The sequence below is a fragment of the Rhizomicrobium electricum genome, from assembly GCF_011762045.1.
Taxonomy (GTDB): Bacteria; Pseudomonadota; Alphaproteobacteria; order Micropepsales; family Micropepsaceae; genus Rhizomicrobium; species Rhizomicrobium electricum.
The window spans coordinates 224,095-239,647 of record NZ_JAASQS010000005.1 but is presented as its reverse complement, the minus strand read 5'-3'; the positions used below and the strand labels follow the sequence as shown (position 1 = coordinate 239,647).

General features: G+C 62.7%; 13 protein-coding genes. 10 read left to right on the top strand and 3 right to left on the bottom strand.

Annotated features, from left to right (window positions below):
* Positions 1–29: 29 nt before the first annotated feature.
* Entirely contained in the window at positions 30–659 is a 630-nt protein-coding gene (locus FHS84_RS11620; RefSeq protein ID WP_166934348.1) for a DUF2239 family protein, read from the bottom strand.
* Positions 660–1,039: 380 nt separating this feature from the next.
* On the opposite strand from FHS84_RS11620, the gene FHS84_RS21555 reads away from it, so the two are divergent.
* The 3 genes from FHS84_RS21555 to dnaE are packed head-to-tail and all read left to right on the top strand — an operon-like array spanning position 1,040 to position 5,404.
* Positions 1,040–1,465, top strand: a complete 426-nt coding sequence (locus FHS84_RS21555; protein WP_208393816.1) for a DUF3788 family protein — start codon at positions 1,040–1,042, stop codon at positions 1,463–1,465.
* Entirely contained in the window at positions 1,466–1,975 is a 510-nt protein-coding gene (locus tag FHS84_RS21550; protein WP_208393815.1) for a DUF3788 family protein, read from the top strand.
* 6 nt (positions 1,976–1,981) lie between these two features.
* Complete coding sequence (gene dnaE / locus FHS84_RS11610) at positions 1,982–5,404, top strand: DNA polymerase III subunit alpha (protein ID WP_166934346.1); 3,423 nt, start codon at positions 1,982–1,984, stop codon at positions 5,402–5,404.
* A 270-nt stretch (positions 5,405–5,674) separates the two neighbouring features.
* On the opposite strand, the gene FHS84_RS11605 is transcribed toward dnaE, so the two are convergent.
* Positions 5,675–6,445 carry a DpnI domain-containing protein gene (locus tag FHS84_RS11605; RefSeq protein ID WP_166934344.1) on the bottom strand — a complete coding sequence of 257 codons (771 nt, stop codon included), beginning with the start codon at positions 6,443–6,445 and terminating at the stop codon, positions 5,675–5,677.
* A gap of 163 nt (positions 6,446–6,608) precedes the next feature.
* On the opposite strand from FHS84_RS11605, the gene FHS84_RS11600 reads away from it, so the two are divergent.
* From FHS84_RS11600 to FHS84_RS11590, 3 genes are read left to right on the top strand one after another with little or no spacing between them, the layout of a single operon-like run.
* Entirely contained in the window at positions 6,609–7,016 is a 408-nt protein-coding gene (locus tag FHS84_RS11600; RefSeq protein ID WP_166934342.1) for a hypothetical protein, read from the top strand.
* 59 nt (positions 7,017–7,075) lie between these two features.
* Positions 7,076–8,572, top strand: a complete 1,497-nt coding sequence (locus FHS84_RS11595; protein WP_166934339.1) for a methyl-accepting chemotaxis protein — start codon at positions 7,076–7,078, stop codon at positions 8,570–8,572.
* 57 nt (positions 8,573–8,629) lie between these two features.
* A complete protein-coding gene (locus FHS84_RS11590) occupies positions 8,630–9,082 on the top strand; it encodes a chemotaxis protein CheW (RefSeq protein WP_166934337.1) in 453 nt (150 codons plus the stop codon).
* Positions 9,083–9,109: 27 nt separating this feature from the next.
* Here FHS84_RS11590 and FHS84_RS11585 read toward each other — a convergent pair whose 3' ends face one another.
* On the bottom strand, positions 9,110–11,263 hold the full coding sequence (locus FHS84_RS11585; RefSeq protein WP_166934335.1) for a sugar-binding protein: 2,154 nt from the start codon (positions 11,261–11,263) through the stop codon (positions 9,110–9,112).
* Positions 11,264–11,504: 241 nt separating this feature from the next.
* On the opposite strand from FHS84_RS11585, the gene FHS84_RS11580 reads away from it, so the two are divergent.
* The 4 genes from FHS84_RS11580 to tsf all read left to right on the top strand — a co-directional run bounded on the left by FHS84_RS11580 (position 11,505) and on the right by tsf (position 15,546).
* Positions 11,505–12,656 carry an IS30 family transposase gene (locus FHS84_RS11580; RefSeq protein ID WP_166934333.1) on the top strand — a complete coding sequence of 384 codons (1,152 nt, stop codon included), beginning with the start codon at positions 11,505–11,507 and terminating at the stop codon, positions 12,654–12,656.
* 38 nt (positions 12,657–12,694) lie between these two features.
* Positions 12,695–13,570, top strand: a complete 876-nt coding sequence (locus FHS84_RS11575) for an AraC family transcriptional regulator (RefSeq protein ID WP_166934331.1) — start codon at positions 12,695–12,697, stop codon at positions 13,568–13,570.
* 245 nt (positions 13,571–13,815) lie between these two features.
* Positions 13,816–14,607 (top strand): 30S ribosomal protein S2, encoded by a 792-nt coding sequence (gene rpsB / locus FHS84_RS11570; protein ID WP_166934329.1) that lies wholly within the window; start codon positions 13,816–13,818, stop codon positions 14,605–14,607.
* 18 nt (positions 14,608–14,625) lie between these two features.
* Complete coding sequence (gene tsf / locus FHS84_RS11565) at positions 14,626–15,546, top strand: translation elongation factor Ts (protein WP_166934327.1); 921 nt, start codon at positions 14,626–14,628, stop codon at positions 15,544–15,546.
* Positions 15,547–15,553: the final 7 nt, after the last annotated feature.

The window sequence follows — 15,553 nt, the reverse complement described above, 5'->3', positions numbered from 1 at the left end:
GTCACAGCAGTGTGAACGCAACGCCCCCCTCAAGCTGGTACTGACGAAGGGGTTGGGTTCTCCGCCGCAAACGCCAGACCGATGGCGTAGTCGCGGATGTCGGCCGGCCAGGATGCGATCTGCTCGGAGAACCGCTTGAGGTCGCCGGCATAGAGCGCGCGCACGGCCTCCTCGTATCCGGGCCGGTCTCCCCCCATCGCGGTCACGAAACGGTAGGTGGCTTCGTTCGCCGCGCGCCGCCGGTCGCGGTCGCCGCTGTCGCGCCGAGCCTGATCGACCAGCTTGCGCAGCGCCACCGAGGCACCGCCCGGCTGGGCGTCCAGCCACTGCCAATGGCGCGGGAGCAGGGTCACCTCACGGCCGACGACGCCGAGCTTGGGGCGTCCGCGACGACCGCTGCGCTCCGGCTCGGCGGTCTCCGGCTCCGGATCATTGGTGTGGGCCACCGCCTCGGGCAGGCGGGAGATGATCTCCTGCTTGGTGCCGCTGAGATTGAGTTCGACCATGTGTGCGTTGGCATCATCGAACACGAGAATCGGGATTCGCGCGTCCGAATCGACCTGATTCTTCACCGCCAGCGCGACTTCGACGAGCGGGCCGGAAACGAGGCGTTTTTCGCCCGCAAAAGCGGTGCAGGGCCGGAACAATGCTTCCTCCATGACAGACAACTCCGTGAGGTTTGGTGAGATTAATACCAAGGCATAAATAGGAGTCAACCCATGTATTGCCAGTATAAAAATAGCGTGTCGCTGGTGTATCTGTTTTGTTCTTGACAGAACATAGGGCGAACAATAGGGTGTGCGTAAGGCTGTGGATGCCCCGTGGATAGGCGATGGAGAGGCTGATGGCTTGGTTTAAGGACGCCGTGGCAGGCATTGGTTTGATTGTCTTTTTTGCCTCCAGTTTTCTTCTCGCGGGGGCCGCGCAGTCGCTTTTGATGGTCGGCTGAGGCGTTGCGCATAACTGTGGATGGAACGTCGAGCGGCCTTCTGGCCGTGACCTTCAAGCCATAAACCTGTCGGGAGCACGGGAGTGAGCCATGACGGGTGGGGCAGAGAGGAAGGACGTTACCCCTCCCACCACAGCCGAATTGCATGCCGCGCTTGGCAACAGCACCTCGGCTTGGCCGCAGATCCTTAGCGGACTGGAAGAGCAGTTCGGCCCTCTGGTCCAGGAGTGGCGTCCGTCGGAACTGGCGTTCGGCCGGATGTGTCTGGTCCGCCGCCGGGACAAGACGATCGTCTACCTGATGCCGATGGCCGGCAGGCTCCTGGTCGGGGTGGTGCTGAACGGATATGCCTTCCAGCTCGCCATGCGCTCGGACCTTCGTCCGGCGATCAAGCAGATGCTGGCCGACACCAAGCCGACCGCCGAAGGGCGGGGCATCCGCTTTGTGGTGAAGACCGAGGCCGATATCGCCGAAGTCCTCACCCTGGCCCAATGCACCGTGGCGGCGGAGGATTGAATGGCTGCCGTGAAGAAGGTCGCGAAGAAGGCCGCCCCGAAGAAGCCTGCCGCCAAGGCACCCGCCTCGGAAGTTTTGGCCGCGGAGCTCGGTCCGGCCGCGGCAGTGTGGGATGCGGTGATTGCGGCGGTCCAGGCGGTAGTGTCGTGCGAGCTTGACTGGCGCCCGGCCAAGAAGTTGGCGTTCGGGGTCTATGCCGTCCTGCACAAGAAGGACCGCAATCTGGTGTATCTCTTGCCCCAGCCGGGCGCGATGGAAGTGCGTGTCATGCTCGGCGAACGGGCTTTCGGTCTGGCGATGGCAGCCAGGCTGCCGGCCCGGATCAAGAAACTGGCGGCGGAGGCCAAGGTCTATCCCGAGGGGCATTACATCCAGATCGCCCCCGCAACGGCCGCCGACGTGCCGGGGATCGTGAAACTTCTGGAATGCAAGTTGGAGCGCTTCCCGAAAAGTGGCTCCCGGTTTTCGGATAGGAAGCGCGACCATCAAAAAAGCGCGCCGAAGGAGTGAGTTGGTTTGGCTGACGGGAAGAAACCGGCCGGGTTTGTCCATCTCCGGGTGAAGAGCGCCTACTCGTTGATCGAGGGCGCCATCCGGCCGAAGGAGCTCGCCAAGCTGTGCGTCGAGAACGCCATGCCGGCGGTCGCCGTCACCGACGTCAACCAGGTGTTCGGGGTGTTCGACTGGACCGACACCGTGGCCAAGGCGGGCGTCCAGCCGATCATCGGCTGCATGCTGGCCGTCGAGCTGACCGGTGCCCAGACGCTGGGCTCCAAGCCCAAGCCGCCATATCTGCCGATCTATATCCAGAACCAGAAGGGCTATCTCAATCTCTGCAAGCTGTTGTCGGCCGCCTATCTGGGAGTCGATCCGGGCGACTGGCCGCATGTCACCGCCGAAACGCTCGCCAAGTACAACGAAGGCATCATCGCCATTACCGGCGGCCCCGGCGGCCCGATCAACAAGCTGATCGAGACCGGCCAGATGGAGCTGGCCGAGACGGTGCTCGACAAGTTGGCGGACATCTTCCCCAACCGGCTTTATGTTGAGCTTCAGCGCCACGGCATGCCGGAAGAACGCGCCGCCGAGAACGGCCTGATCGATCTGGCTTATGCCAAGAAGCTGCCGCTGGTGGCCACCAACGACGTCCATTTCGGCCGCGCCGACATGTACGAGGCGCACGACGCGCTGCTCTGCATTTCCGAGAGTACCTATGTCTCGGTGGAAGACCGCCACCGCGTTACGCCGGAGCATCGCTTCAAGAGCGCTGCCGAAATGGCGGCCCAGTTTGCCGATCTGCCGGAGGCCATCGCCAACACGATCGAGATCGCGCGCCGTTGTGCCGTGAAGCCGATCAAGCGCCATCCGCTGCTGCCGATTTTCGAGCCCGCCTCGGGGCTGTCGGCGGTGGAAGAGTTGAAGGCGCAGGCCGAATCCGGTCTCGAGCGGCGTCTCGCCAAGAACGGGCTTTATGCCGACCGCTCCGAATACGACAAGCGACTGGCCTACGAACTCGACGTCATCATCAAGATGCAGTTCCCCGGCTACTTCCTGATCGTGTCCGACTTCATGAAGTGGACGCGGGCGCAGGGCATTCCGGTCGGCGTGCGCGGTTCGGGTGCGGCGTCGCTGGTGGCGTGGTCGCTCGACATCACCAACCTCGATCCGTTGCGGTTCGGCCTGTTCTTCGAACGCTTCCTCAACCCGGAACGTATTTCGATGCCGGACTTCGACATCGACTTCTGTCAGGAGCGGCGCGACGAGGTCGTGCATTACGTGCGCGACAAATACGGCCACGAGAAGGTCGGCCACATCCTGGCGCTCGGTTCGTTGCAGGCGCGCGCGGCGGTGCGCGACGTCGGACGCGTCTTGCAGATGCCGCTCGGTCTCGTCGACCGCATCGCCAAGCTGATCCCCGGCCAGCCCGGCAAGCACATCACCCTCGACGAGGCCATCGAAGCCGAGCCGCGGCTGCAGCAGATCGCCGAACAGGAGCCGATCGCCCAGCGTCTGTTCGACATCGCCCGCAAGCTCGAAGGGCTGTACCGCAACGTTTCGACCCATCCCGCCGGCGTCATCATCGGCGACCGGCCGCTGGACGAGTTGTTGCCGCTCTATTTCGATCCGCGCTCCGACGTGCCGGTGGCGCAGTTCGACTACAAGGGTTCGGAAAAATCGGGCCTGGTGAAATTCGACTTCCTCGGCCTCAAGACCCTGACGGTGATCGCCAAGGCGCAAGACCTGATCGCCCAGCGCGGCATCGAGGTCGATGCGGCAAGCCTCGATTTCACCGACAAGGAAACGTTCGAGATGCTGGCCAAGGGCGACAGCGTCGGCGTGTTCCAGTTGGAATCCACGGGCATGCGCGACCTGATGCGCAAGATGAAGCCCGACCGCATCAACGACCTCGTCGCGCTTGTGGCCCTTTATCGTCCGGGACCGATGGACTCGATCCCGAAGTACATCGCCGTCAAGAATGGCAGGGAGGAGCCGGAGTATCTCCACCCCAAGCTCGAGCCGATCCTGAAAGATACCTACGGCGTCATGACGTATCAGGAAGACGTCATGCACATCGCCCAGGAACTGGCCGGCTACACCATGGGGCAGGCCGACAATCTGCGCCGCGCCATGGGCAAGAAAATCGTGGCGGAGATGGTCAAGGAGCGCGAGCGCTTCTTGAAAGGCGCCTCCGAACGCGGCGTGCTGCCGGAAATCGCCGAGCAGATCTTCGATCAGGCCGCCAAGTTCGCCGGTTATGGCTTCAACAAGGGCCACGCCGCCGCGTACGCCCACGTTGCCTATCAAACGGCGTATCTGAAGGCGCATTACCCGGTCGAATTCCTCGCCGCGTCGATGACCCTCGATATCGGCGCCACCGACCGGCTCAACATCTTCCGGCAGGAAGCGCAGCGTCTCGGCATCAAGGTGTTGCAGCCCGACGTCAATCGCTCCACCGCGGTGTTTTCGGTCGATGCCGAGAAGAAGGAAATCTACTACGCCCTGGCCGCGATCAAGGGTGTCGGCCGGCAGGCCATGGACCATCTGGTCGAGGTGCGCCAGCAAGGCGGCCCGTTCCGGTCGATGGCCGATTTCGCCAACCGCATCGATCCCAAGCAGATCAACAAGCGGGTGGTGGAAAACCTCGCGCGCGCGGGGGCGTTCGACAGCCTCAACAAAAACCGCCGTCAGGTGGTGGAAGGCGCCGATCTCATTCTTGCTGCCGCTCAGGCCGCCACCAGCGAGCGCGAAAGCGGGCAGGTGAGCCTGTTCGGCGGCGGCCCGGCAAAGGCCGAATTGCGTCTGCCGGCCGTGAACGATTGGCCGCCGCACGAGCGCCTTGGCGAGGAATTCGGCGCCATGGGCTTCTATCTGTCGGGTCACCCGCTCGATCAGTATCGCGTCGCGCTGAAGCGCTTGCAGGCGGTGACCTACGCCGAAGTGCTGGAAGACCGGCGCAGCGCTTCGTCGCCGATCCTAGCCGGTACCGTGATCCGCAAATCCGAGCGGCGCGGCAAGAACGACCAGATGTATGCCTTCTGCTCGTTCTCCGATCCGACCGGCATGTACGAGGTGATGTTCTTCTCCGAAGTTCTGGCCGCCTCGCGCCATCTGCTCGATGCCGGCAAGTCGGTGCTGATCAAGCTGGTGGCGACCTGGGAAGGCGACGAGCTGAAACTGCGCGCCACCTGGGTCAAGGACCTGGAGACCGAGGCGATGCACGCCGGCGAAGGCTTGCGTCTGCATGTCGGCGATGTGGCCGCCATTCCGGGCATTGCCGGAGCGCTGAAGAATCCCGGCAAGGGCGTCGTCACGCTGGTGGTCCCCGGCGGCCCAGGGGAGGAGGTCGAGATTGCCCTGCCCAAGCGCCATCAGGTCACCTCCGCCCTGAAAGACGTCCTGCGCGTCATCCCCGGCGTGCTGGAAGTGGAGTCGGTTTAGCCCCCCACGACTTCATTGGGATCCTTTGACACAGGATATTCGTCGCGCCCGGCAAACTTGCCGAGAGGTGCAGCGGTAGTCTTTGCGTGTCACGGAGGGAGACACATGCAGTTCGTCAACTATTATCGCTGTCCGCAATGCAAGAAGCATTGGTTGGACGAATGGGATTGTATGTGTGACGATGACTGCCCGCACTGCGGATGTCGTCACATATCGCCTCACCGAACTGTAGACGCTGGTTCTGGGGCTGAGTTTAGCGAGGAGGAAAAACTACCGGATGATGAGGCGGTAGTGACCGCGCGAGGCAAATTCCAGATATCCGTTGTCACGAAGAACCTGAAGCTGCTGGCGGATTTTCGGTCGGACGTTATGATTGTCCGGGTAGATTTGACTTAGCTGCTTTTCATACGCGTAGACATCGTCGAGATTGAATTGAGTGCGCCCAATCGCTTCGACACATTTCATTACTTCGATAAGCCATCCGCGCGCCTCCGCTGCCTCATTCCGAAGAAACAGTGTGCGTTGCCATTGTTCTAGTACCTTGTCTTGCGGTACTGGTGTTCCCGACCTTACGAGAAACACCTTACCCATTTCTGGGATGCGGCTAAGCAGGATATTGCATCCAACCCAACCCGCACGTCTGGCTGTTTGCGCAAGCGGTTTTCGCTTCTCGATTATCTCCGGAATGAAAAACTGCTTTGGAACCACAAAGAAGTTAGACACGCGCAACCGCTTCAGGTCGTAGTTCATCAACATTAAATTAGGATTGTCGCTTGCGGACAGTCGTTTGCACATTGTGCTGAACGCGCCATCAACGATTTTTGCGCCGAATTTGGATTTTTGACCTTTGAGCTCGTATTCCTCGCGACAATGCGAGCAATGGAAATCAGCGACTGGTCTGTTGTTTTCGTATTTTGTGATCGACTGGCGCCCACAGTTCGGACAATAGACTTGGCTGTGGACCCAAGCCTCTGTCCAAAATCGTGCCTTCTGTGTTGGCCCCTTATAGGGCGCCTGTTCTTCTTCAAATCCGAGATTCATTGCGCCAAATCGTAGCTGGACAGACAATGCGCATCTCTATGACGTATAGTCGCTCGCCGCCCACCTGATCACATTCCACTGCAGCTATGCCGCTCGGCCCCTCCGCGAGGGCTAACGGCGGAATCTGCGCGCCATCTGGGGCAAGGACCTGGAGACCGAGGCGATGCACACCGGCGAAGGTTTGCGTCTGCATGTCGGCGACGTGGCCGCCATTCCGGGCATTGCCGGAGCGCTGAAGAATCCCGGCAAGGGTGTCGTCACGCTGGTGGTCCCCGGCGGCCCAGGGGAGGAGGTCGAGATTGCCCTGCCCAAGCGCCATCAGGTTACCTCCGCCCTGAAAGACGTCCTGCGCGTCATCCCGGCGTACTGTGGAGTCGGTTTAGAGGGCATTTTTGCCCGGTTTAAGCCATCGCCGGCGGCCTGGACGGGGCCCGATCGGTACAATCCCTTATGCGCTTCGATCAAGTTGTCGCTCGAAGGGCAAGACTTGCTTACCGCTTGTAGACATTTTCCCGGCACTCTTCCCCCGAGTGCTTCTGGCCAAGGCTGGCGGAAAAAGCATCGGGGCTGATGTCAGGCCGCAAAGACGTGTTCGCGGCCATTACGCATCATTGAGAAGGGAATGATCTGATGAGCATCCTGGAAGAAAAACTCCCTCCATGGTCACAGGATCGGCGTGCTGTCGGTGAAATCGTCCATAAGCGCGTAGGCAGCGGCGTCGACAAGGCGTTGCTGGATGCCTATCGGGCCGCGGATTCAAGCCTGACGGTCATGCCTCCGGATGTTCTGGCGATCGAGCGGGTGAAGTTCCGGCACGTCGCCACGGGCGACCTGTCGCCGAACTATTTCAAGGTTCAGGCCGAGATCATCAAGGAGATCAGCGGCAGGACCGATTTGACCAACTACTTGGCCAACGTCTACCCGAACTGGGCCGCCGGTCTGGTCAATTCGCTGCTGGATCACGCCCCCCTGGTCGATCCCCGCCGCCGGGAACTGGTGAACAGCCTGATGCGCTCGGTTTTCACCGATGTCGCCGTGGTGGTGCATCACTTCATCGAAGCCGAACAGACCGAAGCCACGATCAAGGGTATCGGCGAAGGTCTCGATCATCTCGCCAAGGGTGATCTCACCTATCGCGTGACGGCCGATCTGACGGGCAAGTTCGCCAAGCTGAAGACCGACTTCAACGCGGCGATGGAGCGTTTGCAGGAGACGGTACACAACGTCCAGTCGACGACGGGTCTGATTACGTCCGGTTCGTCGGAAATTTCCCAGGCTGCCGACGACCTGTCGCGCCGCACCGAACAGCAGGCCGCGTCTCTCGAAGAGACCGCCGCTGCGCTGGAAGAGATCACTGCGACCGTCAAGAAGACCGCCGCCAACGCCCGCGAAGCGTCGCAGAGCGTGACCACCGCCAAGCAGGTTGCCGAGACCGGCGGCCACGTGGTCGAGACCGCGGTCAACGCCATGGACGCGATTTCGCAGTCCTCGAAGAAGATCACCGACATCATCGGCGTGATCGACGAAATTGCATTCCAGACCAATCTGCTCGCCCTCAATGCGGGCGTCGAAGCGGCACGCGCCGGCGATGCCGGCAAGGGCTTTGCGGTCGTGGCCTCCGAAGTGCGCGCGCTGGCACAGCGTTCCAGCGAGGCGGCCAAGGAAATCAAGACGCTGATCAAGACCTCGAGCGATCAGGTCGGCGAGGGCGTCAAGTTCGTCGGCGAGTCCGGCCAAGCCTTGAGGCGCATTGTCGATCAGGTCATGCAGATCAACACGCTGGTCAGCGAAATGGCACAGGCTGCCGAGCAGCAATCCACCGGTATCGAGCAGGTGAACGCGGCCGTGGCCCAGATGGACCAGGTGACTCAGCAGAACGCCGCGATGGTGGAAGAGTCGACGGCGGCGTCGCGCAATCTGGCGAACGAGGCCACACGGCTTGCCGAATTGATGTCCTTCTTTGCGGTCGGTGCCGAAACGTTGGCGGTGAGAGCGCCGCGTCCTGCCGCGGCGAGGACTTCTGCGAGGATCGCCAAACCTGTGGCCGCACCCCGTCGGGCTGCTGCCGCGGCGGCGGTCGCTGCTGCGCCGGCGGCGGAACCGTCGAGCGATTGGACTGAATTCTAAAGGGGCGTGGGCGGCCGAAAATCCGCCCATCTTAGTTCGACCCTAACAGGAAGACCGATGAGCGATAGCGAAAAAAGCGGACAAACCCGTCAGTACATCACCTTCATGGCCAACGGGCAGGAATACGCGTCCGACATCATGGCGATCCGCGAAATCCGCGGCTGGACCGATACGACGCCGCTGCCGCATGTTCCCCATTACGTGCGCGGCGTGATCAATCTGCGCGGCAACGTTTTGCCCGTGGTCGATTTGCGCGCCCGGCTCGGCCTGGGCATGACCGAGGCTACCGCCAAGCATGTCATCATCGTCGTGCATGACGGCGCCCGCACCACCGGCATGCTGGTGGATGCCGTTTCGGACATCATCACCCTGGCGTCCTCCGACGTGCAGCCGCCGCCGGACGTGATGGACACGGGCGACGATTCCGGCATCGAAGGAATCGCAATCCTCGACGGAAGAATGGTCACGCTGCTCACCACATCCAGCCTGTCGGCCGGATTGGCTGCCTGATCGCATCGGTTCCGGCTGGGGGCTGCCCTACAGCCGGAACGTCTTGCCCAGCCGCAGCGAGAGCTGCGAGACGTGGCTCTGGTAGTGATGCCCGTCGAGGGTTGCGTCGTCTCCGGCGACGACAAGAAACTCCGTACCCGGAGCGAACTCCCAGCGGTAACGCACCGACAGCCCGACCGCCTTCGAGATGTTGTCGTATTGCAGCTGGCCGCGCACGTACATGTCGGGCGTGAAGTTGAAGCTGGCGTCGACGGATCCGACCTGGATGGTGACGTTGCCGTTCGGCATCTTCATCTCCTGCAGCACGTGGCGCAGGCCCAGCGACACCGTTTCGTTGGGATTGACGTTCACCGTCATGTCGGTCTGCAACAGCTTGCCGCCGTAGTATTTGCCGTACTGGACGTCGGCGACGGTCGAAATCAGCCGCGCCGGCGCGGATTCGAAGTGGGCGTGCCAGGTCGTGAAGGTGTATTCGCCCGCCGGCACCACGATGTCGTGGGGCAGGGTGAATTCCGGCGTGATTTCGTGTTCTTCCCACATCTCCGCCCAGCCGTTGTCGCCGGAATTGAGATAGAAGCTGAAGAACGGATTGAGCGGCGTGCCGCTTTGCCATTTGTCGTGGAGGTCGGTGACCGTATCGGCCCACAGCCCGAATTCCCACCAGCGCAGTGCAGAGCCGCTCAGCCGCTCCTTGTAGGCGACCCGCGTCTGGTATTCGCGGATGCCCGGACGCGATACGAAGCCGAGCGCCGGGTCGAAATTACTGCCGACCTGCTTGAAGCGGAAATACGTCGCCCACGGCTCGTTCGGCAATTCGATCTGGCCCCCGAACGCGTCGCCGTCGCCCGAGGTCGATGACGAACTGTGCTGGTAATAGAAGTCGCCGCGGATCTGCTTGTCGCCGAGAAAATTCGATTTGCGGTATTGGAAATCCAGTCCCCCGACTGTGTTGTCGGAGCGGCCGGTGGGATCGCCGTTGGTAAAGACGAAGCCGACCTTGGATTCGTCCAGCACCGGCGCCGTCACGCGGGCCACCGACAGCATCTGTTCGCCCACGCCTTCGCCGCCCGCCGTCATCACGCTGAGGGCGCCGATGCCGTAGCCGTCGACATCGCCGGAGAGCTTGGCGCCACCGAGGATGTTCACCGGCTGGCCGTTCACGATGCCGATGCGGCGCGAGAAGAACGGTGCGGCGTTGGGATCGTTGTTGACGTTCAGGGGCGCGCCGCCGAACTCGAACGCCGCCGCATCCTGCAGGAAGAAATCGCGCCGCTCGGGATAGAACAGAGAAAATCGCCCGATGTTCACCTTGCGGGTATCGAGCGGGGCGTCGGAAAAATCGGTGTTGTAGGTCAGCGTTCCCGTCAGCGACGGCGTGATCTTGTAGAAGAGGTTTCCCGACGGCCGGAACGAAACGCCGGTGTCCTTGCCGGGTGTGTCCCAGGTTTTGCGGTAGCGCGCCAGCCCGAACGCCTGGACGTCGATGCCGAGCCCGTCCTGCACGCCGTCGATGCCGGCCAGCGTGCCCGAGCGGCTGATGTCCTGCGAAACGATGGCCTTGTTGATGGACGACCAGCGGATGCGCTCGTTCTTCTTGCGCACCAGCCGGAACAGGTCGAAGCCCCAATCGGCATTATGGCCGTAGGAAATACTGCGGAACGGAATGATCACTTCCGCGGTCCATCCCTTGGGTGTGATGCGCGCCTTGGCGTTCCACAGCGTATTCCACTGGTAGATCACGTCGGCATTGTTCTGGATCAGGCCTTCGCGGCGCGCGCCCAGCGGATTGACCTCGAACATGTAGCCATTGCGGCGCGACATGTCGGGGTCGAGATAGATGCGGATGATATCGTCGACGTCGATGCCGCCGTCGCGCTGTTTGATGCGGGCGGTGACCGGCGAGGGATCGTCGGCTTCGATCGCGAAATACAGATTGTTCTCGTCGTACAGCACGCGCACGACGGTGCGTTCGTCGGCGGGGGCGCCTTCGCTCGGCTCGAGCTGGTAGAATTCGCTGATGGCCGGAGCCTTGGCCCACACCTTGTCGGAAACATCCCCGTCGATGGCGGGGGCCTCGTTGGTCGCGATGCGCGTCGCCGCTGCGGATGGACGCCAGGTGCCGAAATCGCGCGGCGTTTGTGCCGACGCTGCGCCCGCCGTTGCCATAACGGTGGCACACACGAAAATGCACCGTTTCGGAGAAATCATTGTACTGAGAATCCGCTTCCGCCCGACGCGCGAGAGAATGAGAGGAATGGTTTTGCTACAAGCCGTCTTGGGGTCACATTCGCGTGTGAACGTTCTTTGCCTCACCGTTGCTTGCAGCTTGGCAACGCCCGCCGGATCGTGATTGGACATTTCTGCTGGCGGGTTCAACGGGTGAGCGCAACACCTTCTAATCTGGCAAGATCGGGAGGCGCTCATGGAACGGGTATCGCGGATTTGGTTTACACCGCAGCAGAAGGCGGAGCTTTGGGAGCGCTGGAAGAGCGGCCAGTGTATCTCCTCGATAGCGAGAACGCTGGGACGGCGGAACAAGAGTGGGGTCTATCGGATTTTGGCGCTGAATGGCGGCATTGTCCCGGCGCCGCGTCGTCGTCGCCAACAGGCGCTAAGGCTCGACGAACGCGAAGAAATCTCGCGCGGACTGGCAGCAGGCCTGTCGATCCGCCAGATCGCGTGCAGCCTGGGGCGAGCGCCTTCGACCATCAGCCGGGAGATCAGGCGCAACGGCGGCGGCCCGAGGTATCGGGCAAACCAAGCTGACCGGCGAGCCTGGGATCAAGCATTGCGCCCCAAAGCTTGTCGCTTGGCCCGCCATGCACCGTTACGATGGCGCGTAGCCCAGAAACTGGCGCAGCAATGGTCACCGGAGCAGATTGCCGGCTGGCTGAAGCGGCAGTTCCCAACCGATCCGGCCATGCAGCTCTCGCACGAAACGATCTATCGCAGCCTCTTCGTCCAGACGCGCGGTGTCTTGAAAAAGGAGCTGATGGCGCATCTGCGCACCAAACGGCAACTGCGCCAAGCAAAAGGCGGTGTTACCTGGAGTGGCGTGGGGCAGATCGTTGATACGGTCTCGATCCGTGAGCGCCCTGCGGAGGCAGAAGATCGCGCTGTCCCGGGCCACTGGGAAGGCGACCTGCTTTGCGGCTCGAACCACTCCTACATCGTGACGCTGGTTGAACGCGCCTCGCGCTTTGCGATGCTCCTGAAGGTGCCCGGCAGCGATACGGCGAGCGTGGTTGCCGCGCTCACCAAACACATCGGCAGGCTGCCAGCGGAACTACGACGTTCGCTCACATGGGATCGCGGCCATGAAATGGCGGCTCACAAAGCCTTCACGGTGGCGACCGATGTGCAGGTTTACTTCTGTGACCCGCGTAGTCCCTGGCAGCGAGGCAGCAACGAGAACACCAATGGCCTGTTACGGCAGTACTTCCCGAGAGGAACGGACCTTGCCCAGTTCTCCCAAGCCCATCTCAACAGGATCGCGCTGCGGCTCAACCAGCGCCCGAGAAAGACCTTGGGCTTCGAATGCCCCGCCGATAGACTGAACTCGGTGTTGCAGTGATCCGTTGAACCCGCCCTGGAAAATGGACCTGTTGCGATATGGCCGTCAGCGAACTCGACATCCGGTTGTGGCGAGACCCCGTCCTCGGGCGCAACGGGACGGAGTTGCAGAGTGGCAATGGTCGTCGCTTCGGCCCGCTGATCCGCAACGAGGTGACGATTGCAGTCGTGACGAGCGGAATGCTGCGCTATCGCGTCGGACGATCCGAGGCGGTTGCCGGAGCCGGGCAGATGGTGCTGGTGGGGGCAGGCGAGGCGTTCGCGGGCGAGACGCCGGATGGATGGTCGTGGCGGGTGTTCTATCCCGATCTCGACACGCTGGCCGACATGGCGTCGCGGCTTCCGGCCGGTCCGCCGCCGCGCGGACCGCAGCCGACGGCGGGCGGCGATGGCGAATACGTCCGCCGGCTGATGACCTTGCATCGCGCCATCGAAGCGAACGCGGACAATCCGCTGGCGCGCCAGCAAGCCTTCGCCGAGGCAATGGGATTGGTGCTGGCGAGTGGTGCCTTGCCGTCGAGCCATCCGCGGTCGGATAGCCGCGCCATCCGCCGTGCGATCGAGTGCGTCAAGGCGCGCTTCTCCGACCCCGAGCTAAGCGTCGCCGAACTTGCGGCGGCGGCGGGCTACAGCCCGTATCATTTCATGCGCTCCTTTCAGGCCGCAGTCGGAGTGACGGCACATAGCTATGTCGTGCAGTGCCGGGTTCATGCCGCGCGTGCCTTGCTGGCCGATGGCGTTCCGGCGGCGGAGGTCGCGTCGGCCGCCGGCTTTGCCGACCAGAGCCACTTGATCCGGCAATTCAAGGCCGTCCACGGCATCACGCCGGGCCTGTTTGCCGAGGGCTGCCGCCGCCGGGCCGAGCGCCGTCCGGCCGCTGTCGGGGAGCGTTTGGGGGCGATTTCGCGTCGTTAAACCCTTCGCGCCGCGGCAATTTTCCTGCGTTCGCTGGTCGCCGGAGACGTAAGTACCTGTTTTTCCATCATTCTGGCTCGAAATTGACGGCCCTCACCCCTTGCCCCGGCCCGATTCACCCCCTATAACCCGCGCCATTCCGCGCGCGAGGTTGGGTTTCGGGGGGAGTTCCCTCGTCCCCGTCCGGTGCCCCCACAAGGGGTAACTCCTCGCGTTAGGTCCAACCGGAAAAGGAGACTTTTTCCATGGCACTGCCAGATTTCACCATGCGCCAACTCCTGGAGTCGGGCGCTCACTTCGGTCATCGTCAGCAACGCTGGAATCCGAAGATGGCGCCGTTCCTCTATGGTTCGCGCAACGACATTCACATCATCGACCTGACCCAGACCGTTCCGCTCCTGCATCAGGCGCTCAAGGCGCTTCGCGATGTTGCGGCGGCGGGTGGCCGTATTCTGTTCGTCGGCACCAAGCGCCAGGCGGCTGAGCCGATCGCGGCCGCGGCCAAGCGTTGCGCCCAGTACTACGTCAATCACCGTTGGCTCGGCGGCACGCTGACCAACTGGCAGACCATTTCGAACTCGATCAAGCGCCTGCGCATGATCGAAGAGACGCTGGAAGGCGGCCAGGGTTCGGGTCGCACCAAGAAGGAACTGCTGGGCATGCTGCGCGAGCGCGACAAGCTCGAGCGCTCCCTCGGCGGTATCAAGGAGATGGGCGGCCTGCCGAACATGCTGTTCGTGGTCGACACCAACAAGGAAAGCATCGCCATCCAGGAAGCCCGCAAGCTCGGCATTCCGGTGACGGCGATCCTCGACTCCAACTGCGATCCGGACGGCATTGCCTATCCGATTCCGGGCAACGACGACGCGGCCCGCGCGATTGCGCTGTACTGCGATCTGGTCGCTCGCGCGGTGATCGACGGTCTGTCGGAGAGCCAGATCGCGTCCGGCGTCGACGTCGGCGCGGCCGAGGAACTGCCCGAAGCGGCTCCGGCGCCGGTGGCGACCGAAGGCGAGACCGCGGCTCCGGCCGAGTAATTTTCACGGAGAGAAACAATGGCGGAAATCACCGCATCCCTGGTGAAGTCCCTGCGCGATCAGACCGGCGCGGGCATGATGGAGTGCAAGAAGGCACTCACGGCTACGAGCGGCGATCTCGCCGCGGCCGAAGACTGGCTGCGCAAGAACGGCGCCCTTAAGGCCGCGAAGAAGGCCACCCGCACGGCGGCGGAAGGCCTGATCGGCCTCGCCGTCGAAGGCGGCAAGGGCGTGGCCGTGGAAGTCAACGCCGAAACCGACTTCGTCGCTCGCAACGACGAGTTCAAGGCGTTCGTGACCAACGTGGCCAAGCTGGCGCTGACCAACGGCCAGAGCCTCGAAACCCTGCTCGACGCCAAGCTCGGCGATGCCTCGGTCAAGGACACCCTGACCGCGCTCATCGCCAAGATCGGCGAGAACATGGCCGTCCGTCGCGTTGCCTCGGTCGAGGCCGACGTGGTGGCGTCCTACGTCCACAACGCCGTGTCGCCGGAACTCGGTAAGATCGGCGTGCTGGTCGCGCTGAAGTCGACGGCCGACAAGGAAAAGCTCGCGGCTCTCGGCAAGCAGATCGCCATGCATGTGGCGGCGGCGTCGCCGATCGCGCTCGACGAGGCTTCCATCCCGGCCGAAGTCGTGGCGCACGAGAAGTCGGTACAGGCCGAAATCATGGCCAAGAAGGCCGTCGGCAAGCCGGCGAACATCGTCGAGAAGATGCTCGAAGGCGCGATGCGCAAGTACTACGAGGAAGTCTGCCTGCTCGATCAGGTCTTCGTCGTCGATCAGAAGTCGAAGATCTCGGCCGTGCTCGAAGCCGCCGGCAAGGAGTTCGGCGCGCCGGTTTCGATCGCCGCGTTCCTCCGCTTCCAGGTGGGCGAGGGCATCGAGAAGCGTTCGGACGACTTCGCCGACGAAGTCGCCAAGATGGCCGGCAATTAAGGGAACC